This is a genomic window from Streptomyces sp. NPDC020958, assembly GCF_055562175.1.
The window spans coordinates 978,370-1,002,922 of the sequence record NZ_JBVHFU010000001.1 but is presented as its reverse complement, the minus strand read 5'-3'; the positions used below and the strand labels follow the sequence as shown (position 1 = coordinate 1,002,922).

Annotated in this window: 24 protein-coding genes; 14 read left to right on the top strand and 10 right to left on the bottom strand. The window is 73.9% G+C overall.

The annotated features are described in order from the left end of the window. From ACZ3KP_RS04545 to hypA, 10 genes are all read left to right on the top strand, one after another. Positions 1 to 1,878, top strand: a 1,878-nt coding sequence (locus tag ACZ3KP_RS04545; protein ID WP_467496272.1) for an FUSC family protein, incomplete at its 5' end; no start/stop codon positions are given. A gap of 122 nt (positions 1,879 to 2,000) precedes the next feature. Continuing rightward, positions 2,001 to 2,822 carry a maleylpyruvate isomerase family mycothiol-dependent enzyme gene (locus tag ACZ3KP_RS04540; RefSeq protein ID WP_467496270.1) on the top strand — a complete coding sequence of 274 codons (822 nt, stop codon included), beginning with the start codon at positions 2,001 to 2,003 and terminating at the stop codon, positions 2,820 to 2,822. Positions 2,823 to 2,945: 123 nt separating this feature from the next. Further along, a complete protein-coding gene (locus ACZ3KP_RS04535; RefSeq protein WP_467496268.1) occupies positions 2,946 to 4,442 on the top strand; it encodes a hypothetical protein in 1,497 nt (498 codons plus the stop codon). Positions 4,443 to 4,445: 3 nt separating this feature from the next. Then, positions 4,446 to 5,534, top strand: coding sequence for an NADH-quinone oxidoreductase subunit B family protein (locus ACZ3KP_RS04530; protein ID WP_467496266.1), 1,089 nt, complete (start codon positions 4,446 to 4,448; stop codon positions 5,532 to 5,534). A 69-nt stretch (positions 5,535 to 5,603) separates the two neighbouring features. Then, a complete protein-coding gene (locus tag ACZ3KP_RS04525; protein ID WP_467496264.1) occupies positions 5,604 to 7,394 on the top strand; it encodes a nickel-dependent hydrogenase large subunit in 1,791 nt (596 codons plus the stop codon). Further along, entirely contained in the window at positions 7,387 to 7,938 is a 552-nt protein-coding gene (locus ACZ3KP_RS04520) for a NifU family protein (RefSeq protein WP_467496262.1), read from the top strand. Before ACZ3KP_RS04525 ends, ACZ3KP_RS04520 begins: the two co-directional genes overlap by 8 nt. Further along, the gene (locus ACZ3KP_RS04515) at positions 7,935 to 8,537 is read left to right on the top strand and encodes a DUF5947 family protein (protein ID WP_467496260.1); all 603 of its coding nucleotides are present in this window, start codon (positions 7,935 to 7,937) and stop codon (positions 8,535 to 8,537) included. Before ACZ3KP_RS04520 ends, ACZ3KP_RS04515 begins: the two co-directional genes overlap by 4 nt. Before the next feature lie 15 nt (positions 8,538 to 8,552). Continuing rightward, a complete protein-coding gene (locus ACZ3KP_RS04510) occupies positions 8,553 to 8,759 on the top strand; it encodes a hypothetical protein (RefSeq protein ID WP_358980723.1) in 207 nt (68 codons plus the stop codon). A gap of 44 nt (positions 8,760 to 8,803) precedes the next feature. Next, on the top strand, positions 8,804 to 8,998 hold the full coding sequence (locus ACZ3KP_RS04505; RefSeq protein WP_467496258.1) for a hypothetical protein: 195 nt from the start codon (positions 8,804 to 8,806) through the stop codon (positions 8,996 to 8,998). A gap of 7 nt (positions 8,999 to 9,005) precedes the next feature. Further along, the gene (hypA, locus tag ACZ3KP_RS04500; protein ID WP_132890742.1) at positions 9,006 to 9,344 is read left to right on the top strand and encodes a hydrogenase maturation nickel metallochaperone HypA; all 339 of its coding nucleotides are present in this window, start codon (positions 9,006 to 9,008) and stop codon (positions 9,342 to 9,344) included. Between the two features lie 48 nt (positions 9,345 to 9,392). On the opposite strand, the gene hypE is transcribed toward hypA, so the two are convergent. The 8 genes from hypE to ACZ3KP_RS04460 all read right to left on the bottom strand — a co-directional run bounded on the left by hypE (position 9,393) and on the right by ACZ3KP_RS04460 (position 18,419). Beyond that, a complete protein-coding gene (hypE, locus tag ACZ3KP_RS04495) occupies positions 9,393 to 10,382 on the bottom strand; it encodes a hydrogenase expression/formation protein HypE (RefSeq protein ID WP_467496775.1) in 990 nt (329 codons plus the stop codon). Between the two features lie 67 nt (positions 10,383 to 10,449). Further along, positions 10,450 to 11,577 (bottom strand): hydrogenase formation protein HypD, encoded by a 1,128-nt coding sequence (gene hypD / locus ACZ3KP_RS04490; protein ID WP_467496256.1) that lies wholly within the window; start codon positions 11,575 to 11,577, stop codon positions 10,450 to 10,452. Continuing rightward, entirely contained in the window at positions 11,574 to 11,864 is a 291-nt protein-coding gene (locus ACZ3KP_RS04485; protein ID WP_467496254.1) for a HypC/HybG/HupF family hydrogenase formation chaperone, read from the bottom strand. The genes hypD and ACZ3KP_RS04485 overlap by 4 nt, the downstream gene beginning before the upstream one ends. A gap of 3 nt (positions 11,865 to 11,867) precedes the next feature. Beyond that, on the bottom strand, positions 11,868 to 14,231 hold the full coding sequence (gene hypF, locus ACZ3KP_RS04480) for a carbamoyltransferase HypF (RefSeq protein ID WP_467496252.1): 2,364 nt from the start codon (positions 14,229 to 14,231) through the stop codon (positions 11,868 to 11,870). Then, entirely contained in the window at positions 14,228 to 14,950 is a 723-nt protein-coding gene (gene hypB, locus ACZ3KP_RS04475) for a hydrogenase nickel incorporation protein HypB (RefSeq protein WP_467496250.1), read from the bottom strand. The genes hypF and hypB overlap by 4 nt, the downstream gene beginning before the upstream one ends. 108 nt (positions 14,951 to 15,058) lie before the next feature. Beyond that, a complete protein-coding gene (locus ACZ3KP_RS04470) occupies positions 15,059 to 15,640 on the bottom strand; it encodes a hydrogenase maturation protease (protein WP_467496248.1) in 582 nt (193 codons plus the stop codon). After that, positions 15,637 to 17,307, bottom strand: coding sequence for an enoyl-CoA hydratase-related protein (locus ACZ3KP_RS04465; protein ID WP_467496246.1), 1,671 nt, complete (start codon positions 17,305 to 17,307; stop codon positions 15,637 to 15,639). Before ACZ3KP_RS04465 ends, ACZ3KP_RS04470 begins: the two co-directional genes overlap by 4 nt. 20 nt (positions 17,308 to 17,327) lie before the next feature. Continuing rightward, positions 17,328 to 18,419, bottom strand: coding sequence for an acyltransferase family protein (locus ACZ3KP_RS04460; protein ID WP_467496244.1), 1,092 nt, complete (start codon positions 18,417 to 18,419; stop codon positions 17,328 to 17,330). 359 nt (positions 18,420 to 18,778) lie between these two features. On the opposite strand from ACZ3KP_RS04460, the gene ACZ3KP_RS04455 reads away from it, so the two are divergent. The 4 genes from ACZ3KP_RS04455 to ACZ3KP_RS04440 all read left to right on the top strand — a co-directional run bounded on the left by ACZ3KP_RS04455 (position 18,779) and on the right by ACZ3KP_RS04440 (position 22,556). Further along, the gene (locus tag ACZ3KP_RS04455; protein ID WP_467496242.1) at positions 18,779 to 20,110 is read left to right on the top strand and encodes an FAD-binding protein; all 1,332 of its coding nucleotides are present in this window, start codon (positions 18,779 to 18,781) and stop codon (positions 20,108 to 20,110) included. Between the two features lie 97 nt (positions 20,111 to 20,207). After that, the gene (locus tag ACZ3KP_RS04450) at positions 20,208 to 20,954 is read left to right on the top strand and encodes a nuclear transport factor 2 family protein (protein ID WP_467496241.1); all 747 of its coding nucleotides are present in this window, start codon (positions 20,208 to 20,210) and stop codon (positions 20,952 to 20,954) included. Further along, a complete protein-coding gene (locus ACZ3KP_RS04445; protein ID WP_467496239.1) occupies positions 20,951 to 21,292 on the top strand; it encodes a YciI family protein in 342 nt (113 codons plus the stop codon). The genes ACZ3KP_RS04450 and ACZ3KP_RS04445 overlap by 4 nt, the downstream gene beginning before the upstream one ends. Positions 21,293 to 21,299: 7 nt before the next feature. After that, the gene (locus ACZ3KP_RS04440) at positions 21,300 to 22,556 is read left to right on the top strand and encodes an RNA polymerase sigma factor (protein WP_467496237.1); all 1,257 of its coding nucleotides are present in this window, start codon (positions 21,300 to 21,302) and stop codon (positions 22,554 to 22,556) included. A 231-nt stretch (positions 22,557 to 22,787) separates the two neighbouring features. On the opposite strand, the gene ACZ3KP_RS04435 is transcribed toward ACZ3KP_RS04440, so the two are convergent. Beyond that, positions 22,788 to 23,735, bottom strand: a complete 948-nt coding sequence (locus tag ACZ3KP_RS04435) for a pyridoxamine 5'-phosphate oxidase family protein (RefSeq protein ID WP_467496235.1) — start codon at positions 23,733 to 23,735, stop codon at positions 22,788 to 22,790. Continuing rightward, on the bottom strand, positions 23,728 to 24,420 hold the full coding sequence (locus ACZ3KP_RS04430; protein WP_467496233.1) for a hemerythrin domain-containing protein: 693 nt from the start codon (positions 24,418 to 24,420) through the stop codon (positions 23,728 to 23,730). The genes ACZ3KP_RS04435 and ACZ3KP_RS04430 overlap by 8 nt, the downstream gene beginning before the upstream one ends. Positions 24,421 to 24,553: the final 133 nt, after the last annotated feature.

Genomic DNA, 24,553 nt, shown 5'->3' with positions numbered 1-24,553 from the left:
CTGCCGAGCACCGACCCGCCGAGCACCAAGCTGCCGAGCACCGACCCGCCGAGCACCAAGCTGCCGAGCACCGACCCGCCGAGCACCAAGCTGCCGAGCACCGACCCGCCGAGCACCAAGCTGCCGGGCGCCGGGCTGCCGAGCGCCGGGCTGCCGGGCAGCGACCCGCCCGGCACCGACCTGGCGGTGCCCGGCGGCGACCTCTGCCGGGTGGCGGCCGAGCACACCGCCCGTACCGGCGCCGAGCTGCGGGCGGCCTTCGACGCCACCCCGTACCGGCCCACCGGCCTGTCGATGACGTCCCGCGCCCTGGTCCGGCTGGTCGACGAGCTCACCTGGTTGTGTGCCGTGCTCGTGGACCGGTCCGACTACACCGACGAGCCGCCCGGCTGCGATCCGGCCGCCCACACCGTGCGCCGGGCCGGCGCGCTCGTCCTGGAGGCGGCCGCTGACCTGCTCACCGACCTCGACGGCGACACCGGCCCGCTGCGGGCCCGCGCCACGGAGCTGCGGACCGCCTTGACCGGGATGGAGCACAGCTCCGCCGTCCGGGTGCCCGCCGAGCAGCCGGGCGGGAACAGTACGGCCGAGGTCTACGGGTTCATCGCGACGCTCGACGTCTCCTTCCGCGCCCAGGAGCTGGGTTTCGCCGTGCTCCAGATCGCCGACAACGTCGGCACGGCGGCCTCCGCCTGGCAGCGCAGCTGGCCCGAGCGGCTGCTCGGCCGGGAACCGGGCGCGCTGACCGCCCCGCTGGCCGCCGCCCGCGAACGGGCCCTCACCCACCTGACGGCGGACTCGGTGTGGCTGCACAACAGCCTGCGCGGCGCCGTCGGCCTCGGCATCGCCGTGTTCCTCGCCGGGGTGACCGGCGTCGGGCACTCCTTCTGGGTGCTGCTGGGCACCCTGTCCGTGCTGCGCTCCAACGCGCTCAGCACCGGGCAGAACGCCGTCCGTGCCGTCCTGGGCACCGTGGCCGGATCCGTGATCGGTGCCGGACTGCTGCAGCTGATCGGCCACCACGGCACCGCCCTGTGGTTCGTGCTCCCGGTGGCCGTCCTCCTCGCGGGCGTCGCACCCGCGGCCGTCTCCTTCGCCGCCGGGCAGGCGGCGTTCACGGTGACTCTCGTGGTGCTGTTCAACATCGGCCACGACCCCAGTTGGCACATCGCCCTGCTGCGCGTCCAGGACATCGCGCTGGGCTGTGCGGTCAGCGTCGTCGTCGCCCTGTTCTTCTGGCCGCGCGGCGCCCGGGCCGCCGTGCACCGGGCGCTCGCCGAGGCGTACGACGACAGCGCCCGGTACCTGGGCGACGCCGTCGACTACGCCCTCGGTCACAGCACCCCCACGGACCCCGGTCCGCAGAGCCGGGCGGCGGCGGCCTCCGCCCGGCGGCTGGACGACGCGTTCCGCAGCTACCTGGCCGAACGCGGCGCCAAACCCCTGTCGTTGGCCTGTACGACCACGCTGGTGACCGGGGTCGTGGGCCTGCGGCTTGCCGCCGACGCCGTCGTGTCGCTGTGGCAGGGCGAGGACCGGGCCCGGGTCCAGGCCGTCCGGGCCGACGCGCACGGTGCCGTGCTCGGGTCCGCGGCCCTGGTCACCGGCTGGTACCACGAGTTCGCCACGAGCCTCGGCGACCACACGCCAGTGCCCGACGTCGTACCGCTGCGGCCCGAGGACGCCGCCCGGCTCGTCGCGTCCGTCCGCACCGAACTCAGCGACGAGGAGGGGCGGGCCACCCCCGTCGCGATCCGGATCATCTGGACCGACGACCACGTGGACGCCGCCCGCCGGCTCCAGCCCGGCCTCGCCGACGCGGCGAAGGCCAGTGCGCGAGCACGCCACCACGGAACACGGACGGCATCCGCCTCCTGAGCGGCCGGGGCCGGGCAGGCCCTCGCGGCCCCGGGCGCACGTGCGGGGGCCGGACGCGACGGGGGTTGCCGTTCGTCCGTACGTCTGATTGGGTACCGCGCGACGGAGCGGGGGGCAATCGCGTGGACCAGGTGGCACAGCAGGACGTCCGAGGGGCGCTGCCCGAAGGGCTCGGGCGGGCGATACGGGGGACCGCCGACGACATCGCGGTGGTGCTGGGCGTCGCACGCGACCCGGGGCTCGCGGTGCCCGGGTCGACGTGGACGCTCGGTGAGGCCGCGGCCCATCTGGCGCTGGCCAACGCTCTGATGGCCGACCTCGCGGAGGGCTGGGAACGCCCCTACGGCGACGGCACACCGCAGAGCCTGGCGGCGGCCAACGCCGAGTCGCTGGCCGCGTTCGAGGAGCGCCGGCCCGGGCCGCTCGCGACGATGATCAGCGAGCAGGCCGGGCGCTGCGCCGACGCCCTGCACGCGGCGGCCGACGGTCCGGCTCCCGTCACCCCGCTCGGCCCGATGAACCGCTCCGTCCTGGGCTCCTACCTGCTCACGCACATGCTGGGCCACGGCTACGACATCGCCCGCGCCCTGGGGCTCCCGGACATGCTCGACCCCGACCGGGTGACCTGGTGCCTGCCGTTCCTGCTGTCGGCCATGCCGATCGTGGCGGACGGCGCGGCCGTCGCGGGGCTGACCGCGCGTTACTCCGTCCGGCTGCGCGGTGGCGGCGCCTTCGGCGTCACCGTCGGCGACGGTGCCGTACGGGTGACGGCGGAGCCGCCCGCCCGCCCGGACTGCACGATCATCGTCGAACCCGTCGCCTTCCTGCTCATCGCCCTCGGCCGCCGCAATCCCTGGGCGGCGATGGCGAAGGGCCAGGTGCTCGCCCACGGCCGCCGCCCCTGGCTGGCGCCCCGCTTCCCGGCCCTCTTCGTCGCCCCCTGACCGGGCCGCCGCCCCGGCATCCCCCGTCCGGCGCAACGCCGCTCAGCCAGAAGAGGCGGGCGGGCGTGACCGATGTGACGGTGGTGGAAGGTATGGGCGCGCGCACGGATCCGAGGAGGCTGCATGACCGAGGGAATGGTCGACGGCAGAGCGTCCCGCACTGCCCTGGTGGACGGCTCCGGCCGTCCTCTGCCGTCCTTCGAGGGCATGAGCGCCGTCGCCGACGCCGTCCTCTACGAGGGGTACCTCCTCTACCCCTATCGGCGGTCCTCGCCGAAGAACCGTGCCCGCTGGCAGTTCGGGGTCCTGTTCCCCCGCCCCTGGGTGGAGGCGGACGGGCCGGTCAGCCCGGGCGTGTCGGGCTCGGCGGACTCCTGGTACCAGCAGACGGAGTGTCTGGTGCGGGTGCGGCGGCCGGGTGCGGTCCTGCGGCTGCGGGTGCGGTACCTGCAGATGCAGCACAAGCAGGTCGAGGACGCCGCCGGGCGGCCGGTGGAGTCGCTGGCGTGCGACGACGGCACCGTGCAGCTGACCTTCGAGGAGGCGGTGCCGCGCGCGGGGGACCTCACCGTGGCCCTGGCCGAGGGTGAGCACACGTTCGCGGTGGGCGCCCCGGCCGGTACCGACGCGCAGGTGCTCCCCGGGGGTGCCGGGCGGGTCGTGCGGCGTCGCGAGGAGGTACGGGCGAGCACCACGCTGGTGGCCGAGCGGCTCGGCGGGGACGTGCTGCGGCTGCGGGTGCGCACCGCGAACGAGGGCCGTGCGGCGCAGCCGCACGCTTCCCGGGAGCGGGCCCTGCGCCACGCCCTGATCGCCACCCATACCCTTCTCGGTGCGGACGGTGCGGAGTTCGTCTCCCTGATCGACCCGGGCCCGGACCTCGAGGAGGCGGCCCGGAGCTGCCGCAACGACTTCACCTTCCCGGTGCTCGGCGGCCCGCCCCCGGCCGGCTCCCCCGCGGACGGCGCGGTCTCCCCCCTGCTGCTCTCCTCGCCGATCATCCTGCCCGACCATCCGCAGGTGGCCCCGGAGAGCCCCGGGGACCTGCACGACGCCGGTGAGATCGACGAGATCCTCACCCTGCGCACGATGCTGCTGACGGACGAGGAGAAGCGGGAGGCCCGGGCCACGGACGCCAGGGCCGCCGAGATCCTCGACCGGGTGGACACCATGCCCCCGGAGGTCTTCGGCCGCCTGCACGGCGCGATCCGCTCACTCACTCCCGCGGACGGCGAAGGGCCGTCCGGCGCGCGCCCCGCGTGGTGGCAGGAGGGTGGCGACGACGGGTTCTCGCCCGCCACCGACACGGTCCTCGTCGACGGTGTGCGCGTCGGGGGTGGCTCGGCGGTGCGGCTGTGTCCGCGGGGCCGGGGGGCCGACGCCCAGGACATGTTCCTGGTCGGCCGGACCGCGACCGTGGCCGCCGTCTTCCACGACGTGGACGGCAGCATCCGGCTCGCGGTCACCGTGGACGACGATCCGGCGGCCGAACTGCACGGCTGGTACGGCCGTTTCCACTACTTCCGGCCCGACGAAGTCGAGCCGCTCGGGGGCACCGACGTCCCGGATCCAGAGACGGCGACCACGTCGTCCCCGGGGCCCACTCCATCGGAGGCCTAGCGTATGAGCACCACAAGCGGCACCACCGCCGTCGGCGGCGAACCGAGCCGAGCCGAGGCACGCAAGGGGTTCGACGAGATCACCATCCTGTGGATCTCCGAGGGCATGAGCTGTGACGGCGACACCGTCTCCGTGACGGCCGCCGACCAGCCGTCCATCGAGGACCTGGTCCTGGGCCTGATCCCGGGGATCCCGAAGGTCAACCTGGTCAACAAGGTGCTCTCGCCGAGCCTGGGCGGGGAGGACTTCCTCGCGCCCTACCGGGCCGCGGCGCGGGGCGAGCTGGCGCCGTTCATCCTCGTCATCGAGGGGTCGATCCCGAACCAGAACATCATCGAGGGCGACGGCTACTGGACGTCGTTCGGCAACGACCCGGAGACGGGCGAGCCGCAGACCATCAACACCTGGATCGACCAACTGGCGCCCAAGGCCTGGGCGGTCGTGGCGATCGGCACCTGCGCCACCTTCGGCGGCATCCACGCGATGGCCGGCAACCCGACCGGTTCCATGGGCCTCGCGGACTACCTGGGCTGGGACTACAGGTCCCAGGGCGGACTGCCCGTGGTGAACATCCCCGGCTGCCCGGTCCAGCCGGAGAACTTCATGGAGACCCTGGTCTGGGTGCTCTATCACGCCGCCGGCACCGCTCCCCCGCCGCCGCTGGACCACATGCTGCGTCCGCAGTGGCTGTTCGGGAAGACGGTCCACGAGGGCTGCGACCGCGCCGCCTACTACGAGCAGGCGACCTTCGCGGCGGACTACAACTCGCCCAAGTGCCTGGTCAAGACCGGCTGCTGGGGCCCGGTCGTGAACTGCAACGTGCCCAAGCGGGGCTGGATGGCCGGGATCGGCGGCTGCCCGAACGTCGGCGGCATCTGCATCGGCTGCACCATGCCGGGCTTCCCGGACGCGTTCATGCCGTTCATGGACGAGCCGCCCGGCGGCACCCTCTCCTCGCTGGCCATCAAGCCGTACGGCGCGGTCATCCGCCGGCTGCGCGGCTTCACCAACGAACTGGTCAACCACGAACCCAAGTGGCGCCACAACAAGCGCAAGCTCACCAGCGGGTACGCCCCGCGCTGGCGCCCCTGACGCGTCACGGCTCCCGCCACGGCGAATCCCCCCACCCCAGTCCCCCACAGCAAAGGTCAGCGAACGCCGATGACAACCGAGGCCCGGCACAAGGGGCGCAAGCCCGCGCAGATCGTGGACATGTCCTGGGATCCGATCACCCGGATCATCGGAAACCTGGGCATCTACACGAAGATCGACTTCGCCAACCGGGAGGTGGTGGAGTGCCACAGCACCTCCTCCCTCTTCCGCGGCTACTCCGTCTTCATGAAGGGGAAGGACCCGCGCGACGCGGGCTTCATCACCTCCCGCATCTGCGGCATCTGCGGCGACAACCACACCACCTGCTCCGACTACGCCCAGCAGATGGCGTACGGAGTGAAGCCGCCGCCGCTCGCCGAGCACATCGTGAACCTCGGCGAAGCGGCCGAGTACATGTTCGACCACACGATCTTCCAGGACAACCTGGTCTTCGTGGACTTCTGCGAGCAGATGGTCAAGGCCACCAACCCGAGCGTGCTGGCCCGCGCCCAGAAGACCAACGCACCGCGCGGCGACATCCACGGCTACCGGACCATCGCCGACATCATGAAGGCCTTCAACCCCTTCGAGGGCGAGGTCTACAAGGAGGCCCTGAAGGTCTCCCGGACCACCCGCGAGATGTTCTGCCTCATGGAGGGCCGGCACGTCCACCCCTCCACGCTCTATCCGGGCGGTGTCGGCACCATGCCGCAGCCGACCGCGTTCACCGACTACCTCAGCCGGCTGATGCACGTCATCGACTTCGTGAAGAAGGCCGTCGCCATGAACGACGACGTCTTCGACTTCTTCTACGAGGCGCTGCCCGGCTACGAGGAAGTGGGCAAGCGGCGCATCCTCCTGGGCTGCTGGGGCGCCTGGCAGGACCCGAAGGTCGTCGACTACCGGTACGAGAACATGGACCGCTGGGGCAAGGCGATGTACGTCACCCCGGGCATCGTGGTCGACGGCGAACTGGTCACGAACAACCTGGTCGACATCAACCTGGGCCTCAGGATCATGCTGGGTTCCTCGTTCTACGAGGACTGGGTCAACGAGGACCCGTTCGTCACGCACGACCCGCTCGGCAACCCCGTCGACATGCGCCACCCGTGGAACCAGACCACCCTCCCGGTGCCGCAGAAGCGGGACTTCGAGGGCAACTACAGCTGGGTGATGAGCCCGCGCTGGTTCGACCGGCGCACCGGCGACCACCTCGCCCTGGACACCGGCGGCGGGCCGCTGGCCCGGCTCTGGTCGACGGCGCTGAGCGGCCTCGTGGACACGCCGTACATCAAGGCCACCGGGCACAGCGTGCGGATCTCGCTGCCCAAGGGCGAGTCCCTGCCGGAGACCACCCTGGAGTGGAAGATCCCGAAGTGGTCCAACACCCTCGAACGGGACCGCGCCCGGCCGTACTTCGTCGCCTACGCGGCGGCCATGGCCCTGCAGTTCCTGGAAGAGGCGATGGGTCTGGTGCGCTCCGGCGACACCAAGGTGTTCGAGGACTTCGAGGTCCCGGACGAGGCGATCGGCTGCGGTTTCCACGAGGCCGTGCGCGGGGTCCTCTCCCACCATCTGGTGATCAAGGACAAGAAGATCGCCAACTACCACCCCTACCCGCCGACCCCGTGGAACGCCAGCCCCCGCGACAAGTTCGGCACCCCCGGCCCCTACGAGGACGCCGTGATGGGCCAGCCGATCTTCGAGGAGAACGGCCCGGACGACTTCAAGGGCGTCGACATCATGCGCACGGTCCGCAGCTTCGACCCCTGTCTGCCGTGCGGCGTCCACATGTACACCGGCAAGGGGAAGACCCTGACCGTCACGCACTCGCCGACGTACGGGGCGAACCATGGCTGAGGCCGTCGGGCGGCTCGACGGCCCGGAGGTCGAGGCCCGGCTGGCCCGCCTCGACACCCTCCTGGAGGGTCTGGAGACCGCACAGGGCCCGGCCGGCCGCTCGGCCGTGGAGGCGGTACGTCTGCTCATCGAGGTCTACGGCGAGGCGCTCGCCCGCGTCCTCGACCGGGCGGACCCGCCGCTGGCCGCGTCACTCGCCGACGACGAACTCCTCGACCACCTCCTGGTGCTGCACGACATCCACCCCGACGCACCCGAGCGCCGGGCCGCCCGTGCGGTGGAGCGGCTGCGCCCGGCGGTGCGCGAGCGCGGCGGCGACGTCGAGTGGGCCGGGGTGGAGGGCGAGGTGGGCCGGGTGCGGCTGGCCTCGGGCGGCGGTTGCGGCTCCGGGTGCGGCGGAGGTACCACGGAGGTGACCGACGCGGTCCGGGAGGCCGTGCTCGCCGCGGCCCCGGAGCTGGCCGGCGTGGAGCCGGTGGCCGAGGCCCCGGCGCCCGCCTTCGTCCCTCTGGACGCCCTGCACCGGCCGCAGGAGGCACGGTGACCGCCGACGGAGCCCTGGCCCGCCTCGTCCGTTCCGCCGCCGACCACCGGCCGACGGCACGGACGGAGGAGTGCGACCTGTGCGCCGCCCCGGTGGCCGCGGACCACCCGCACCTGTACGACACCGGTCAGGACCAGGTCCGCTGCGCCTGCCGGCCCTGCTCGGTGCTGTTCGCCGACGGCCACCAGGGCACCGACGACGGGCAGTTCCGGCTGATCCCGACCCGCCGGGTCCGCCTGGGGAAGGTGGACACGGCGGCCCTCGGGGTCCCGGTCGGCCTGGTCTTCTTCGTACCGCGCGCCGACGGCTCGGTCACCGCCCAGGGGCCGAGCCCGGCGGGTGCCATGCGCTGGGAGGTGGACGCGGCGGCCTGGCAGCGGGCGGTCGCCGGCTGTCCGCCCCTGGCCGGTCTGACCCCCGATGTCGAGGCCCTGCTGGTCAACACCGTGCACGGCCTCGACCACCACTGGATCGCACCGGTCGACGACTGCTACCGCATGCTCGCCGTGGTGCGCCGGGAATGGCGGGGCCTGTCCGGCGGCGGCCGGATGTGGCCGGCCGTGGCCCGTTTCTTCGAGGAGCTCACCGAACGGTCCTAGGAAGGAGAGAACACCATGGGCAACATCAGAGTCGGCCGCCCCCAGGCGCGGCCCGACACCCCGTCCCACGTGCCCGGCATGCACCAGGGCAACGAGGGCCCCTACAAGAAGCAGACCGGACACCACCAGGACGGCACCGCAGACGCGCGGCGCTCGACCAACATCCACTGGAAGCGCCATGACGCCCTCCTGGACGTCATGCCGAACATCCCGCCCGGATGACCCCGATCCCGGGCCGGGCCAGCGAGAGCAAGGGAGTCCCCCACGTGAAGACCAGAGGAAGCGTGAAGACCAGAGGAAGAAGGACAGGGACGGCTGCCCAGCGCGTGCTGACCGCGGAGATCGCGGTGGTGGGCGCGCTGGTCCTGACGCTGTTCGTCACCGAGATCCCCAGCATGATGCGCGAGATGAAGATCTGGCGCATCGCCGGGGGCCTGCGCGCCCGTCGCCGGTATCCGTGAGCCGGACGTGCACGAACTGTCGATCGCGACCGCGATCGTGGAGCAGGCCGACGCCTGGGCCCGGGCGGACGGCGCGGACCGCGTGACCGCGGTGACCGTCCGGGTCGGCGAGCTGTCCGGGGTCGTCCCCGACGCCCTGGACTTCGCCTTCGAGGTGGCCCGCGACGGCACCGCCGTCGCGGGTGCCCGGCTGGTGGTGGACGAGGTGCCCGCGGTGGCCTGGTGCACACCGTGCGCCGAGGAGTTCGCGGTGGGCATGCCGCCGTTCTTCTGGTGCCCGCGCTGCGACCGGCCCGCCACGGAGCTGCGCAGCGGCCGCGAACTGGAGATCACCGCCGTCGAATGACCCCGCCGGCGCGCGGCGGCGCGGGCGGGATCCTCGTCGGCGGACCGGTCAGCAGATGCGGGGCAGTTGCTCCCCGAGCGGCAGGTCCACGACCCGGGTGCCGCCCAGGCCGGTGGCCATGACCACCATCCCGGGGTGCTCGGCGACGCACTCCCCGACGATCACGGCGCCCGCTCCCTGCGGGTGGGCGCGCATCGCCGCCAGCACGGCCTCGGCGTCGGCGGGCGGTACGAAGGCCACGAGGCGGCCCTCGTTGGCCACGTAGAGCGGGTCCAGGCCGAGGAAGCCGCAGGCGTTGGCGACCGCGTCCGGCACGGGGACGGCGCGCTCGCTGAGCCGCACCCCGGTCCCGGAGGCCCGGGCGATCTCGTTGAGGGAGGCCGCCAGACCGCCCCGGGTGGGGTCGCGCAGGACGTGGATCTCCGGGGTGACGTCCAACATGGTCGCCACCAGGTCGGCCAGCGGAGCGGTGTCGCTGGCGATCTCGACGCCGAACTCCAGCCCGTCGCGCACGCTCAGCACGGCGACGCCGTGCAGGCCGATCGGCCCGCTGACGATGACGGCGTCCCCGGGCCTGGCCCGCTGCGGCCGGATGTCCACCCGCTCGGGGACCAGCCCGACCCCGGCGGTGGTGACGTACACGCCGTCCCCGTGACCGGCCTCGACGACCTTGGTGTCACCGGTGGCGATGGTGACCCCGGCCGTCTCGGCCGCAGCGCCCATGGCCCGTGCGACGCGTTCCACGACGGACAGCGCCACGCCCTCCTCCAGGACGAAGGCGGCGGAGAGGTAGGCGGGCCGGGCGCCGCTCATCGCCAGGTCGTTGACGGTGCCGTTGACGGCGAGGTCGCCGACGCAGCCGCCCGGGAAGAACAGCGGCCGTACGACGTAGGAGTCCGTGGACAGGGCCAGCCGGGCGCCGCCGAGGTGCAGGACGGCCGAGTCGGTCAGGCCGGCGAGCAGGGCGTTGCCGTAAGCGGGGGCGAAGACCTGTTCGATCAGTTCGGCGGAGAGCGCGCCGCCCCCGCCGTGGCCCATCACCACGACCGGCTGGTCCCGGATCGGTGCGGGGCAGCTCCAGTTCGCCGGGTCGACCACGGTCTGTTCAGCCAACGGGGTTCATCTCCTCGCGCACGGGCGCCGGTTCGGACATCCGGCGGTACAGGTAGTAGGCGGCGCAGGCGCCCTCGCTGGAGACCATGGTGGCGCCGAGCGGGGTGCGGGGGGTGCAGGTGGTGCCGAAGGCCGCGCAGTCCGTGGGCTTGATGAGCCCCTGCAGGACCTCGCCGGCCCGGCATTCGGCGGGTTCCTCGGTGCGGATGCCGGTGACGTCGAAGCGGTGCTCGGCGTCGTACGCCCGGTAGGCCTCGCTGAGCCGCCAGCCGCTGCCGGGGATCCGGCCGATGCCGCGCCAGGAGCGGTCGGTGACCTCGAAGACCTCCTCGATCATGCGGACGGCGGCCGGGTTGCCGCCCTCGCGCACGGCCCGGGGGTAGGCGTTCTCCACCCGGTGCTCGCCGTTCTCCAGCTGGCGGACGGTACGCCGGATGCCCTCCAGGATGTCGAGCGGTTCGAAGCCGGTGACGACGATGGGGACCCGGTGCCGTTCGGCCAGCTCCGGGTACTCGCCCATGCCCATCACGCTGCACACGTGCCCGGCGGCCAGGAAGCCCTGCACCCGGCAGCTGGGCGCGGTCATGATGGCCTCGATGGCCGGGGGGACCCGCACGTGGGAGACCAGCAGGCTGAAGTTGGTCAGGCCGAGCCGCTTGGCCTGGTGGACGGCCATGGCGTTGGCGGGGGCGGTGGTCTCGAAGCCGATGGCGAAGAAGACGACCTGCTGCTGCGGGTGCCGGACGGCCAGGTGGAGCGCGTCCAGCGGGGAGTACACCACCCGGACGTCACCGCCGTCGCCCTTGACCCGGAACAGGTCCCGGTCGGTGCCGGGCACCCGGAGCATGTCGCCGAACGAGCAGAAGATCACGTCGGGGCGGGCGGCGATCTCCAGCGCCTTGTCGATGCACTCCAGTGGCGTCACACAGACCGGGCAGCCCGGCCCGTGGATCAACTCGACCTCTTGCGGGAGGAGTTGGTCGATGCCGTGCCGGATGATCGAGTGGGTCTGACCGCCGCACACCTCCATCAGGGCCCAGGGCCGGGTGGCGGTGGCGCGGATCTCGTCCAGCAGCCGGCGCGCCAGCTGGGGGTCGTTGAACTCGTCGATGTACTTCACCGCGCCTCGTTCCCCTCCGCCTGCTGGGCGGCCTGCCGCCAGGCGTCGCCGAACTCCTCCTCCAGGAGACCTAGTTCCTCGAAGAGCTTGAGGGAGGCCAGGGCGGACTCCTCGTCGAGCCGCTGCAGGGCGAAGCCGACGTGGACGATCACGTACTCCCCCACCCGCACGTCGGACACGTACTCCAGGCACGCCTGTTTCTGCACCCCGCCGAAGTCGATCAGGCCGGTGAGCGGATCGGCGGTGGCGTCGATGCTCACAACCCTGCCGGGCACTGCCAAACACATGGGTCACTCCGTCTCGTAGCGGGCTGTTTTCCGTCCCTCGTGGCCGGGCCGTCCGTGGGCCGCGACCATCAGCTGCCCGAGCGCCAGCCCGCCGTCGTTCGGCGGGACCTCGCCGTGCAGGAGAACCGTGAAGCCGTCGTCGCGGAGCAGTTCGGCGCTCGCGCTCTCCAGCAGTGCGTTGGCGAAGACCCCGCCGGTGAGGGCGACGGTGTCCAGTCCGGTGTCCCGGCGGGCCCGTCGGCAGAGGGCGGCGACGGTGTGGGCGAGGCCCCGGTGGAAGCGGGCCGCGATCACCGGTACCGGGGTGCCGCGCCGCAGGTCGGTGAGGAGCGCGCGCAGGGCGGGGGCCGGGTCGAAGCGGTCGCCGAACGGGTACGCGGCGGTGTCCAGGTCCCAGGCCAGGCAGGCCTGGGCCTCCAGCTCCAGGGCCGCCTGGGCCTCGTAGCCCGCGCGGTGGCACACGCCCGCGAGGGACGACACCGCGTCGAAGAGCCGGCCCATGCTCGACGTGGTCGCGCAGCCGACTCCGCTCGCCAACTGGAGTTCCAGCAGCCTGAGTTCCTCGGCCGTGCAGGCGGACACGCTGGGCAGGTCCGGGTCCCACGGCAGGCCGGCCGCCCACAGCCGGGCCAGCGCCGTCCGGCACGGGTTGGCCACCCCGGCGTCCCCTCCGGGCAGCGGGGCCGGGGCGAGGTGGGCGAGGCGGCGGTAGCCGGTGTAGTCGGCGACGAGCACCTCGCCGCCCCAGACGGTGCCGTCGTCGCCGTAACCGGTGCCGTCGAAGGCGACGCCGATGACGGGGGTGGTGCCGTCCAGGCCCGCCTGGGCCATGACGGAGGCGGTGTGGGCGTGGTGATGCTGCACGAACACCGGTGTCGACGAGGGGAGTCGCGCGCTGCGGCGGCGGGCCCAGGCGGACGAGTGGTAGCCGGGGTGCCGGTCGGCGGCGACCAGTTCGGGGCGGACGCCGGTCAGCCGGCGCAGGTGCCGCTCCGCCGCGGCGGCGGCCTCCAGGGTGGCCAGGTCGCCCATGTCGCCGATGTGCGGGCCGAACCAGGCGAGGTCGCCCTCGCCGAGGCAGAGCGCGTTCTTCAGGTCGCCGCCCACCGCGAGCGCGGGCCGCACGGGCACCGGCAGCCGCAGTGGGCGTGGCACGTATCCGCGGGAGCGGCGCAGGACCTGTTCGGTGCCGTCGGCGCGGATCCGCAGCAGGGAGTCGTCGCAGGGCGAGGCGATGGGCCGGTCGTGCGCGAGCCAGGCGTCGGCCAGCCCGGACAGCCGGGTCAGCGCCTCGTCGTCGTCCGTGACGATGGGCTCGCCCGAGCGGTTGCCGCTGGTCATGACGAGGACGCGGGGGCCGGACGGGTCGCCGGGCAGGCCGAGCAGGAGGGTGTGGACGGGGGTGTAGGGCAGCATCACGCCGAGGTGCGGGCTGCCCGGGCAGACGCCCGGCGCCAGCCTGACGCCCCGCCTGGGACGCAGGAGGACGATGGGGCGGCGGGGGCTGGTGAGGGCGGCGCGCTCGGCCGGGCCGACCTCGGCGATCCGCTCGGCCTCGGCGAGGTCCGCGCACATCACGGCGAACGGCTTGTCGCCGCGCGCCTTGCGGGTGCGCAGGGTGTCGACGGCGTGGGCGGCGGAGGCGTCACAGGCCAGGTGGTAGCCGCCGATCCCCTTGACGGCGAGGATCCGCCCGGCGGCGAGCAGTTCTCGCGCCTGCGAGAGGGCGTCACCGTCGCGAGCCGCTCTCACTCCGCTCCCCGCGGCCGGCACCAGGCGCAGCCGGGGACCGCAGTCGGGGCAGGCCACGGGCTGGGCGTGGAAGCGGCGGTCGGTGGGGGCCTCGTACTCCCGGGCGCACTCGGGGCACATGGCGAAGGCGGACATGGTGGTGACCGCGCGGTCGTAGGGCATCGCGGTGGCGACGGTGAACCTGGGCCCGCAGTGGGTGCAGGTGATGAAGGGGTGCCGATGGCGGCGGTCGGCCGGGTCGGCGAGTTCGCGCAGGCACTCGGCGCAGGTCGCGGTGTCGGGCGGGAGCAGGGTGCGGCCCGGGGCGGACTGCTCGGTGGCCCGGATCGTGAAGCCGGGGTCCGTGCCGGTGGCGGGCGTCTCCTCGACGGCCACGGCGGTCACGGTGGCCAGCGGCGGCGCCTCGTCCGCGAGCCGCCCGCAGAACCGCTCGACGTCCGCCGCCGGGCCCTCGACCTCGATGCACACCCCGTGCGCCGTGTTGCCGACGAAGCCCGTGAGGCCGAGGGCGGCGGCCAGCCGGTGGACGTAGGGGCGGAAGCCGACGCCCTGTACGGTCCCGCGTACCGTGACGCGCCGGCGGACGGCCGCCGACGTGGTGGTGGGCGCGGTCACGGGGCGGTCGGGGCGTGGCTGTGGCCGTGCGGGTGCGGGGCGAGCGGCGGCCGGTGCGCGGGGGCGCCGTCCCGGACGGCGAGCACCCGGTCGAGCAGTGCCTCGACGCCCTCACCGGTACGGGCGCAGGTGGGGACGATCTCCACCCCGGGGTTGACCCGCCGTACCTGGTCGGCGAAGGCGGTCCCGTCGAATCCGGCCGGTCCCGCGAGGTCGGTCTTGGTGAGCACCACCAGGTGCGCGGAGCCGAAGGCGGTGGGGTACTTCGCGGGCTTGTCCTCGCCCTCGGTCACCGCCATCAGCACGATCCGCAGGTGTTCGCCGAGGTCGTAGGAGGCGGGGCAGACGAGGTTGCCGACGTTCTCCACGAACAGCAGCGCGGTGTCCGGCGGCAGCCAGCCCTCCAGGTGCCCGCGGACCTGACGGGCCTCCAGATGGCACAGCCCGTCGGTGAGCAGTTGTTTCACCGGAGCCCCCGAGCGGGCCAGGCGCGTCGCGTCGTTCTCGGTCGCGAGGTCGGCGGTGAAGGCGGCGACGGGGACGTCCCGCTCCAGCGCCCGCGCCAATACCCGGCCGAGCAGTTCGGTCTTGCCGCTGCCGGGGCTGGAGAGCAGGTTCAGCACGCTCACCCCGCGGGCGGTCAGGTCGTCGCGCAGGCTTGCGGCCAGGCCGTCGTTCCTGGCCAGGACGGCTCGGGTGACCTCCTCCGACTGACACATGGGCGATCCGCTCCTCGGTCGCTGGGGTGGGGGCAGGACCGGCCAAGCGGTGGGTTCCGTCCTGGTCCGGCGGCGCCGCGGCGGGCGAGGTTCGCCCCGTGGCGGTACTCAGCGATCCTCCGCGCCCGTGGTGGCTGTCGCCGGGCGACCGGCCGTGGCGGGGGGCGCGGATTCCTCCGGGCGGGCCAACGCGGGTGTGGCCGACGGATCCCCGAGCAGTGCCGGGACGAGGGTGTGCAGGGCGGCGACCGCCTGCCCGACCGCGTCCCGCACGGGTGCGCTGAGACCGGGGGCGATGTCCTCGTCGCCGCGCGGCAGCTCGCCCGGTTCGCAGGCGAGGACGAGGACGCGGGGCAGGGGTTCGTCGCCGAGGTGGGCGGCGAGGGCGAGCACCTTCGCCGGGTCCATGCCGTGTGCCTCGGGCACGGCCGCCGGGGCCCCGACGGGCGGTTCGGGCTCGATCAGGGAGAGTGTGCCGGGGCGTTCACCGCGGGCCGCCGCGTCCACGAGGACGGCGACCGTCCAGCCGTCGAGCAGTTCGTAGGCGAGGTCCATGCCCCGGATGCCGAAGTCCCGCACCCGTACCCCGGACGGCAGGGGGCGGTCGGCCAGGGCGCGGATCACCTCCGGTCCGAAGGCGTCGTCGCCGAGGAAGATGTTGCCGACGCCGGCCACCAGCAGCCGGGTCACCGTGCGCCGCCGGGGACCTTGCGGACGAAGTCCGAGCGCAGCACGTGGTAGGCGGCGCCGGAGTCGAAGAACAGGGCGTGCATCCGGGCCAGCTCCTCCGCGCGGTACGTGGCGAGCGGGCGGGCCTCCTCGTCCGCCCGGCGGGCCTCGGCCTTGGCGGCGATCCGCCGGTCGAGGTCCGGGGCGCCGGCGAGGGCGGCGGCCAGGCGCTCGACCTCGGCGGTGAAGTCCTGGGCGGGCACCGGTACCAGCCGGTCGACGAGCCCGAGCCGGGCGGCCGTCACGGCGCTCACCGGCTGCGCCTCCTCGGTGAGCCGCCGGGCGGTCTCCGCTCCGGTCCGGCGCGGCAGCGAGTACGTCCAGAACTCCGACCCGTACAGGCCCATCCGCCGGTAGTGCGGGTTGAGGACGGCGCCGGAACGGCACCAGACCTCGTCGGCGGCGAGGGCGAGCATGACGCCGCCGGCCGCCGCGTTGCCGCCGAGTGCGGCGACCACCAGCCGGTCGGTGGTCCGCAGCACGGCCTCGACCAGGTCGTCCATGGCGTTGAGGTTGGCCCAGGACTCCACGGCCGGGTCCGGGGCGGCCTCGATGACGTTGAGGTGGATGCCGTTGGAGAAGAAGTCGCGCCGGCCGCCGAGCACGAGGACCCGGGTGGGCCGGGCCAGGGCGTACTCGTAGGCGGCGAGCAGCCTGCGGCAGTGGTCCGTGCTCATGGCGCCGCCCGGGAAGGAGAAGGTGACGAGTCCGACGTCGCCGTGCTGCCGGTAGCGGATGTCGTTCCAGGTGCGGCGGCCGGGGGCCGGTTCCAGCGGGGCGGGGCTCTGCGGGAGCGCCGGGTCGGCGAGGACGTCGGCCGCGGGGCGGCGGAAGGGGGCCGGGTCGCCGGAGTTCCTGCGGGGGCGCAGCTCCGGGATCCACACGGCGCCGTCGCGGGTGGCCCGGCACACCGCGCCCGCCCGCGTCGCCAGCAACTCGCCGGGGACGCCGCGCAGTTCGCCCTCGGGGTGGCCGCCGTGCAGGAACACCTCCCGGCCGCGGATCTCGTCCAGCACCCCCGGCTGCGAGTCCGCCCCGCGCAGCTTGCGCACCACCGTGTCCGTGTCGTCGGCCCTCCAGTCGATCCGCCGCCGCTCCTGCGTGAAGACGTCACGCCAGACCACCCGGGAGCGGATCGCCGGATCACTCTGCGGCAGCGGCTTGTACGAGCCGTCCGCGTACCGTCGTACGGCCCGGTGGACGGCGGTGACGGCGGCGTCGGCGACCTCGTTGCGATAGAGGTCGCTCTTGCCGACCGGCGCCACCTCGAACGGCTCGTTCGCCCAGACGGCGCCCGCGTCCATCGCGGCCTCGGCCTGCAGGACGGTCACCCCCCAGGTGGGGGCCTGCTCGGCGATCGCCCAGTCGAGGGAGGAGGGGCCCCGGTCGCCGAGCGGTCCCGGGTGCACGATGAGGCAGGTGTGCCGCTGCCAGACGTCGTCGGGCAGGGCCGTCCTCAGCATCGGCGCGATGATCAGCTCCGGGCGCCGTGCGCGGACGGCGGCGCGGACGGCGTCCGGGCCCCGGACCGCCAGAGCGACGTCCACCTGGTGGCCGAGGTCGGTCAGTTCGGCGTGGATCCGCTGGGACAGGCTGTTGAACGCGCTGGCGATGAGCAGAATGTCCATGGTGCGGCATGTTCGCCGCTTCAGCGGCTCCCGGGAAGGACCCGCGCGGCGTTTCGCCGCCCGTCCTGGGCCACTCGGCCGTCCTGGCCGTCCCCGGTCCGGAACGCCCACCGCATCCCGGGCTCCATCACGCACCGGAAGACCCGGCGCACCGGTGGGGTGCACAGCAGGGTCACCACGACGGCGGCGACGAGGGTCACCGTCACCGCGCCGAGGGGGCCGTGCATCCAGGACGGGGCGTACCAGTGGGCGGGCTTGGCGGCCTGCGCGACGAAGCCGTGCAGCAGGTAGCCGTAGAGCGTGCCGGCGCCGAGGACGGTGAACCAGGTGCGGCGGCCCGGCACCCAGGCGAGGAAGCAGGCGACCAGCAGCAGGGAGCAGCCGAAGGTGGCGAAGGTCATGACGGGCCCGTACCAGGCGGGCACGCCGAGTTGCTGGGCGCTGTCCCGGTGGAAGAACCAGCGGTAGCCCAGGTGCGGCACCGACCAGTACGCGACGGCGAGGGCCGCCGCGGCCACGGGTACGGCGCACAGCCGCACGCTCCAGCGGCGCAGCAGGCCGAAGTGCTCGGGCCGCAGGGACAGACCGAGCACGAAGTAGGGCAGGAACTGCAGCACCCGCTGGAGGTCGAGGTCGCCGCCGATGGACGACGAGACGCTCGCCAGCGTCGCGACGGCGAGCGCGACCGGCAGCGGCCACCGCAGCCGGCGCCAGATCGGGGTCGTCAGCCGCCAGATGAACAGGGCCGCCAGGAACCAGGTCAGGTACAGCGGGTTCAGCAGGCTGATGTCCCGGTCCGGGGCGTGGTCGCTCCACCGGGTGAAGAGGGTGTAGGCGACCTCGAAGACGACGTAGGGCACGACGACGCCGGTGACCAGCCGCCGGACGCGGGCCGGGCTCGCGTCGAAGCCGCGGGAGAAGTAGCCGGAGATGATGATGAAGGCCGGCATGTGGAAGGCGTACACGAACGTGTAGAGCGCGGTGACGGTGCGGCTGTCCGAGCGCAGCGGCTCCCAGGCGTGCCCGACGGCCACCAGCACGATCGCCAGGTACTTCGCGTTGTCGAAGTAGGCGTCCCGCTTCGCGACCGGTGGGCCGCCCCGGGCTGCCACCGGCGGGCTGTTGCCCGTGGTCGGTGGTGGGGCCGTCGGCCGGTGCGCCGGGCTCGTGGGTGACGCGTCGGCGGTTGGGGTTGCTGGCTCGCGGGGGCCGGACAGACCAGAACACCTCTCACATGAACGTACGCTCCGCGGAGCGACCGGGGGACGGGACGGACAGGCGCCGGGCCCGGGACGGGGGGCACTGTTCCGGAGACGCTGCTCTCCGGGATTCGCCGCGGTAAACCCTCCGTCGTGCCCCGGCCGCGTTGCGCGAAACGGCGCCCGTGTGACGCCCCCGCCGCGAGAATGGGTGCCGCCCTGTCGACCGATGCCTTCTGGGAGCGTGCCGCGTGACGTCGTCGGACCGTGTCGTGTCTGCCTCCGCCGGATTCGTGGACCTGCTGGACACCCGCCCGGAGACGCTCCGGGAAGCGGCAGCGGACTTCGGAGGTCTCGTGCACTCCCCGCCGCTGGGCGTGCTGCGGCCCCGGTCGGCCGCCGGGATCAGGGACGCGCTGGCGTACGCCGGCCGGCACGGCATCCCGGTGGCGGCGCGGTCCGGCGGCCATTCCCTGTACGGGCAGGGACAGGCGCCGGGCGGGATCGTCCTCGACCTGGGTGAGCTGAACGCCGTCGGACCGGTCACCGGCGACCGGGTCGAGGTGCGGGCGGGGGCGCTGTGGCGGGACGTGCTCGCGGCGAGCCTCCCGTTCGGGCTGACCCCGCCCGTCCTCACCGACTACCTGGGCGCGGGCGTGGGCGGTGTGCTGAGCGCGGGCGGTCTCGGCGGCGCGAGCCACCGGCACGGGCTGGTGGCGGACTCGGTGCTGGAGCTGGAGGTGGTGACCGGGGCCGGGGAGCACGTGGTCTGCTCGCGGGACCGGCACGGCGCCCTCTTCCACGCGGTGCTTGCGGGCCTCGGCCAGGTGGCCGTCATCGTCCGGGCCACCCTGCGCCTGTCCCCCGCGCCCACCCGGGTCCGCCGCTACTGCCTGTACTACCCCGGCCTGGACGGCTACCTCTCCGACCAGCGCCTGCTGGCCACGGACCGGCGCTTCGCCCATCTGGAGGGTCAGGTCCGCCCTGCGCCCGGCGGCTGGACCCACATGATCGAGGCGGTGGCCGCCCACCGGGAGGCGAGCGCTCCCGACGACGACATGCTCCTGCGCGGCCTGTCCTTCGACTCGGCCGAGACCGAGGACCTCGGCTACGCCGAGTTCGCGAACCGGGTCGCCACCGACGAGGAGCTCCTGCGGGCGACCGGTGAGTGGCTGTACCCGCACCCCTGGCTCAACCTGCTGCTCCCCGAGGACACCGCCGCGTCCGTGGTCACCGGCATCCTCGCCGACCCCGCTTTCCAGGACCTGCGCGAGAACGGCCTGGTCCTGCTCTACCCCCTGCTCACCGGCACCCTGCGCGCGCCGCTGTTCCGCCGTCCGCGAGGCGAGATCGTCCTCCTGTTCGCGCTGCTGCGCACGGCGGCCCCGGGCACGGCCGGCCCGATGGTGGCCGCGAACCGCACGGCGTACGCGTACGCGCGGGCACAGGGGGGCGTCGCCTACCCGGTCAACGCGCTGCCGATGTCCCCCGCGGACTGGCGGGAGCACTACGGCAGCCGGTGGGAGACGCTGGCCGAGGCCAAGAGCGTCCACGACCCGCGGGGAGTCCTGGGCCGGGGACACGGGATGTGGGCGCAGGGGTAGGACCACCGCTCGGGGAATTCCTGCGGTCGTGGTGTCGATTCCGCCCGGCGCCGTTCGTCGGTGGGGTGTAGGAAGCTTTCGAGCACTGGGAGGAACGATGAAGTACATGCTGCTGGTCTGCGGCGACGACACCGCCGACGCCTCCGCGATGGCGCCGGTCGAGCCCTGGGTGGAGGAGCACGGCGTGCGCGGCGGGACCCGGCTGTACGGGCACCGGCTGCGGCTGCCGGACACGGCGGTCACCGTGCGGGTGCGGGACGGTGAGGTGCTGCGGACCGACGGACCGTTCGCGGAGACGAAGGAGTACGTCGCCGGGTTCGACGTCGTCGACTGCGGCAGCCTGGAGGAGGCGGTACGCATCGCCGCCGCGCATCCGGTGGCCACCGTCGGGGCGATGGAGGTGCGGCCGTTCTGGGACGAGGACCTCATGGAGGACGCCGGGACGGCCGTCCGCCGGATCGACGCCGAGCTGACCGCGGCCGCGCGCGAGCGGGACGTCGACCGGCTGACGGCCTGCTACGCGCCCGACGCGGAACTCTTCGGGCCCGCCGACGTCGAGGCGCGGTCGGGGACCGCCGAGGTCCGCAAGCAGGCCGAGGCGTGGTTCGCCGCCCTCGCGGGGCCCGTGCACCGCGAGGTGCGCCGGCTCACGGTGCGGCCCGGGGAGAGCAGCTGTTTCAGCCACGCCCTCGTCCGGATCCACGGCACCCGCGTGACCGGGGAGCCCCTGGACCGGCTCGTCCGGGTCACCACCGGCTACCGGGACACCGGCTTCGGCTGGGTCATCGCCCACGAGCACGTCTCGGTCCCGCTCGGCGGCGCGGACCGGAAGGAGCGGTCATGAAGTACGTGCTGTTCATCTGCACCCCGGTCGGCGGCACGGAGCTCAGCCCCGCCGAGATCGCCGAGGACCCGCGCTTCGCCTCGTACATCCGGGAGGTCCGCAGTCGTGACGTCGTCAAGGGCGGCGCCCGGCTGCGGCCCGCCGCCGACGCCACCACCGTGCGCGTCCGGGGCGACGAGGTGCTGCTGAGCGACGGGCCGTTCGCCGAGACCAAGGAGTACGTCGCGGGCGTCGACATCATCGAGGTCGCCGATCTCGACGAGGCCGTCGCGCTCGCCTCCCGGCACCCCGCCGCGCTCGCCGGCGGCTCGGTGGAGGTACGGCCGGTCTGGGAGTGAACGCCACGTGAGTCCCCTTGACGAGGTCGAGGAGGCCGTCTCCGCGGCCTTCCGCGAGGAGTGGGCCCAGATCGTCGCCACCCTGATCCGGGTGACCGGCGACTGGGACCTCGCCGAGGAGTGCGCGCAGGACGCCTTCGCCCAGGCCCTGGAACGGTGGCGGCGCGACGGAGTGCCGCGCCGCCCCGGGGCCTGGCTCACCACGACCGCCCGCAACCGCGCCCTGGACGTGCTGCGCCGGGAGGCGGTGGGGGCGGCGAAGCTGCGGGAGGCGGCGGTGACGCGGGACGAGGGGCCGTACGACCCCGATCACGACGGGGACGACAGCGGGGTGGCGGACGACCGGCTGCGGCTGATCTTCACCTGCTGCCATCCCGCCCTGTCCGTCGAGGCGCGGGTCGCGCTGACCCTGCGCACCCTCGCCGGGCTGACCACGCCCGAGATCGCGCGCGCCTTCCTGGTCCCGGAGGCGACGATGGCGCAGCGCCTGGTGCGGGCCAAGCGGAAGATCCGCAACGCCGGGATCCCGTACCGGGTGCCGCCAGCGCACCTCCTGCCCGAACGCACCACGGGCGTCCTCGGCGTGCTGTACCTGCTGTTCAACGAGGGCTACACGGCCAGCGGCGGCACGGACCTGATCCGCGCCGGGCTGTGCGCCGAAGCCGTCCGGCTGGCCCGGCTGCTGGCCCGGTTGATGCCCGACGAACCGGAGGTCACCGGCCTGCTGGCGCTTCTGCTGCTGCACGACGCCCGCCGGGAGACCCGGGTGGACGCGACCGGCGACCTGGTGACCCTGGAGGACCAGGACCGCACGGCATGGGACCGGGCCGAGATCGACGAGGGCGTGGCGCTGCTCGCGGGCGCCCTGCGCCGCAGCCGCCCCGGCCCGTACCAGATCCAGGCGGCCGTCGCGGCGTGTCACGCCACCGCGGCGACCGCCGCCGACACCGACTGGGCCGACATCGCGGGGCTGTACGGCGAACTCCAGCGGTTCGTCCCCTCGGCCGTGGTCCGGCTCAACCGCGCGGTCGCGGTGGGCATGGCCGAGGGCACCGAGGCCGGGCTCGCCCTGGTGGCGGAACTGGAGGCGGAGGGCGAACTGGCCGGTTACCACCTGCTGCCCGCCACCCGGGCGGATCTGCTGCGGCGCGCCGGGCGGTTGGGGGAGGCGGCCGAAGCGTACGGACGGGCCCTGGAGTCGGTGGCGAACGCCGCGGAACGCAGGTTCCTGGAGAAACGGCGCGCACAGTGCCGGTCGGCGTAGCCGGGAGACGGCCATACGTCGACGCGGCCGGGGGCCACAGTCTGGCGGGAGGGCGCACGGCAACCTCTCTGCGTCCGCCCCGGCCGTCGCCCCCGGGACCGGCCCGCGGTGCTCGGCGGGTACGGCGGCGACTGCGGCGACGCGACGGTCGGGGCCCACTTCGGGACCGGCCGGCTGCCGACCGCGGACGTCAGCTGCGTCGCGTCCGCGTGCCGAGGGGCACCCGCGGGGTCAGGTCCGGCGCGCGTCCCGGGCCAGTGACCTGAACTCCTGCCACTGGACGCGGGGCCGGGGCAGTCCGCGCCGGGACAGGTAACGGTCGGTGGCCCGCCTCGTGGCGCGCAGCACGCTCACCGCGTCCCCCGCCCGGCCCGAGCCCATCGGCTCGACCACCTTGGCGGGTACCAGTACCGGTCCCGCGTCGCCCTCCCGCAGTTCGCCGCGCACGAGCGCGTTGTGCATGTGGTTCAGCCGCTCGTCGTGGCGGTGCCCGAGGAGGGAGGCGGGGCCCGGTGCCGCCGCGCAGTCGGCGGGCACGTCCACGGCGAAGCCGTCGGCCGTGGGCCGGGGCCGGGTCCGGGCCAGCACCGGCGCGCCGGAGGCGTCGCGGGCGGCCAGCACGGCCGTCGGGAACCGGGCGAGCTGCGCGGCACCCACCAGCCCGCCGTCCCGCGCCGGTGCCTGCGCCGGCGTCGCCGCCGGCGCGTCGGGCGCGGGCAACTGCGGCCGTAGCACGACCTGTCGGGGCGTCACGGTGATCAGCAGGCGCAGGTAGTACCAGTCCATCAGCGGCCGCATCGGCGGCAGGAGGTACGACCTGCTGTGCGGCTGCCGTTCGAACAGCATCCGCCAGTAGTCCTCGGCGCCCCGGGTCCCGGTCATGATCTCGTCGGGGCACTCGGCGAGTCCGCCGACGAAGATCTGCGGGGGCTCCGTACGACCGCTGCCGGTGGGGTCGGAGAAGAGCAGGGCCACCCGCGGGTCCCGGCGGATGTTCAGCGCCTTCTGCGCGAACGCCAGCGACGTGCTGAGCAGCAGTGTCCCGTCCGGACGCCGCCACACGGCCGTCGGCCAGGCCAGGGGCGTGCCGTCGCGGCCCAGGGTGGCGAACTCGCAGGTGCGGTAGGCGTCCAGGACGTCGAGCGGAGCGGAGCCGAGTACGGTCACCGGTCTACTCACCGGCCAACGGTGCGCGCATGGTCCGGCACAGGGCCTCGTACTGGCGACGGCCGACGGCCCGCCACAGCAGCCGGCCGAGGAGCGGGACCTTGCCGAGGAAGTAGGCGCTCTCCTCGGGTGTCGCCTCCTCCAGGATCGCCCCGAGGGCGAGCAGCCGCTTGTTCTTCGGCAGTCCTTGCATGCCGCGCTGTCCGACCAGGTCCCATTCGGCGACGGTCAGATGCTCGGCGACCAGCGGCAGTACGGACCGCTCCTCCTCGTCGAGGTGGGCGAGCAGCGCGGTGCGGTGGGCGTCCAGGGCAAGGGCGAGTTCCTCGCCGGGTATCCGGTCGGCGGACCGCTCCCACAGGGGCGCCCACTCGGCCACGGCCGCCAGGGTGCGGTCGATCGCCTCGTGCTGTTCGGTCATCCGCTCCACCAGCGCCTCGTCGTGCGCCGCCCGGGAGCGCAGCAGCGGCCAGATCAGCTCGTCCTCGGCATGGTGATGATGGTGCAGGCCCGTCATGTAGTCGTCCAGGACCGCGCGGACCCGGGCCGCGCGGGCCGTGTCGCCTTCGGGCACGGTGCGCACCAGGCGGGGCAGGAGTGCCGCCTCCCGGCGGAAGACCCGGTGGACCACGACCATTTCGTGGACATGGGGACGCCCGGTGGTGGCCGGGGCGTCATGGCTGCTGTTGAGGGACACGCTCGCTTGCTCCAACGATCAGATGTCTGCGTCGGCCGCCCAGCGTGGCGCCCCCCTCTTGGCGTACGCTTGGCGGCCGGCTTGGCGGGGTGGCCGGGCGGTTCCGTACGTGCCGCGTTTATCGTCCGTTGAC

Excerpts from the sequence above, each read along its gene's own strand:
- ACZ3KP_RS04535 (WP_467496268.1), top strand. The coding sequence starts at position 2,946 with ATGACCGAGGGAATGGTCGACGGCAGAGCGTCCCGCACTGCCCTGGTG.
- ACZ3KP_RS04530 (WP_467496266.1), top strand. The coding sequence starts at position 4,446 with ATGAGCACCACAAGCGGCACCACCGCCGTCGGCGGCGAACCGAGCCGA.
- ACZ3KP_RS04525 (WP_467496264.1), top strand. The coding sequence starts at position 5,604 with ATGACAACCGAGGCCCGGCACAAGGGGCGCAAGCCCGCGCAGATCGTG.
- ACZ3KP_RS04520 (WP_467496262.1), top strand. The coding sequence starts at position 7,387 with ATGGCTGAGGCCGTCGGGCGGCTCGACGGCCCGGAGGTCGAGGCCCGG.
- ACZ3KP_RS04510 (WP_358980723.1), top strand. The coding sequence starts at position 8,553 with ATGGGCAACATCAGAGTCGGCCGCCCCCAGGCGCGGCCCGACACCCCG.
- hypE (WP_467496775.1), bottom strand. The coding sequence starts at position 10,382 with ATGGGCCACGGCGGGGGCGGCGCGCTCTCCGCCGAACTGATCGAACAG.
- ACZ3KP_RS04485 (WP_467496254.1), bottom strand. The coding sequence starts at position 11,864 with ATGTGTTTGGCAGTGCCCGGCAGGGTTGTGAGCATCGACGCCACCGCC.
- hypB (WP_467496250.1), bottom strand. The coding sequence starts at position 14,950 with ATGTGTCAGTCGGAGGAGGTCACCCGAGCCGTCCTGGCCAGGAACGAC.
- ACZ3KP_RS04465 (WP_467496246.1), bottom strand. The coding sequence starts at position 17,307 with ATGGACATTCTGCTCATCGCCAGCGCGTTCAACAGCCTGTCCCAGCGG.
- ACZ3KP_RS04450 (WP_467496241.1), top strand. The coding sequence starts at position 20,208 with ATGAAGTACATGCTGCTGGTCTGCGGCGACGACACCGCCGACGCCTCC.
- ACZ3KP_RS04445 (WP_467496239.1), top strand. The coding sequence starts at position 20,951 with ATGAAGTACGTGCTGTTCATCTGCACCCCGGTCGGCGGCACGGAGCTC.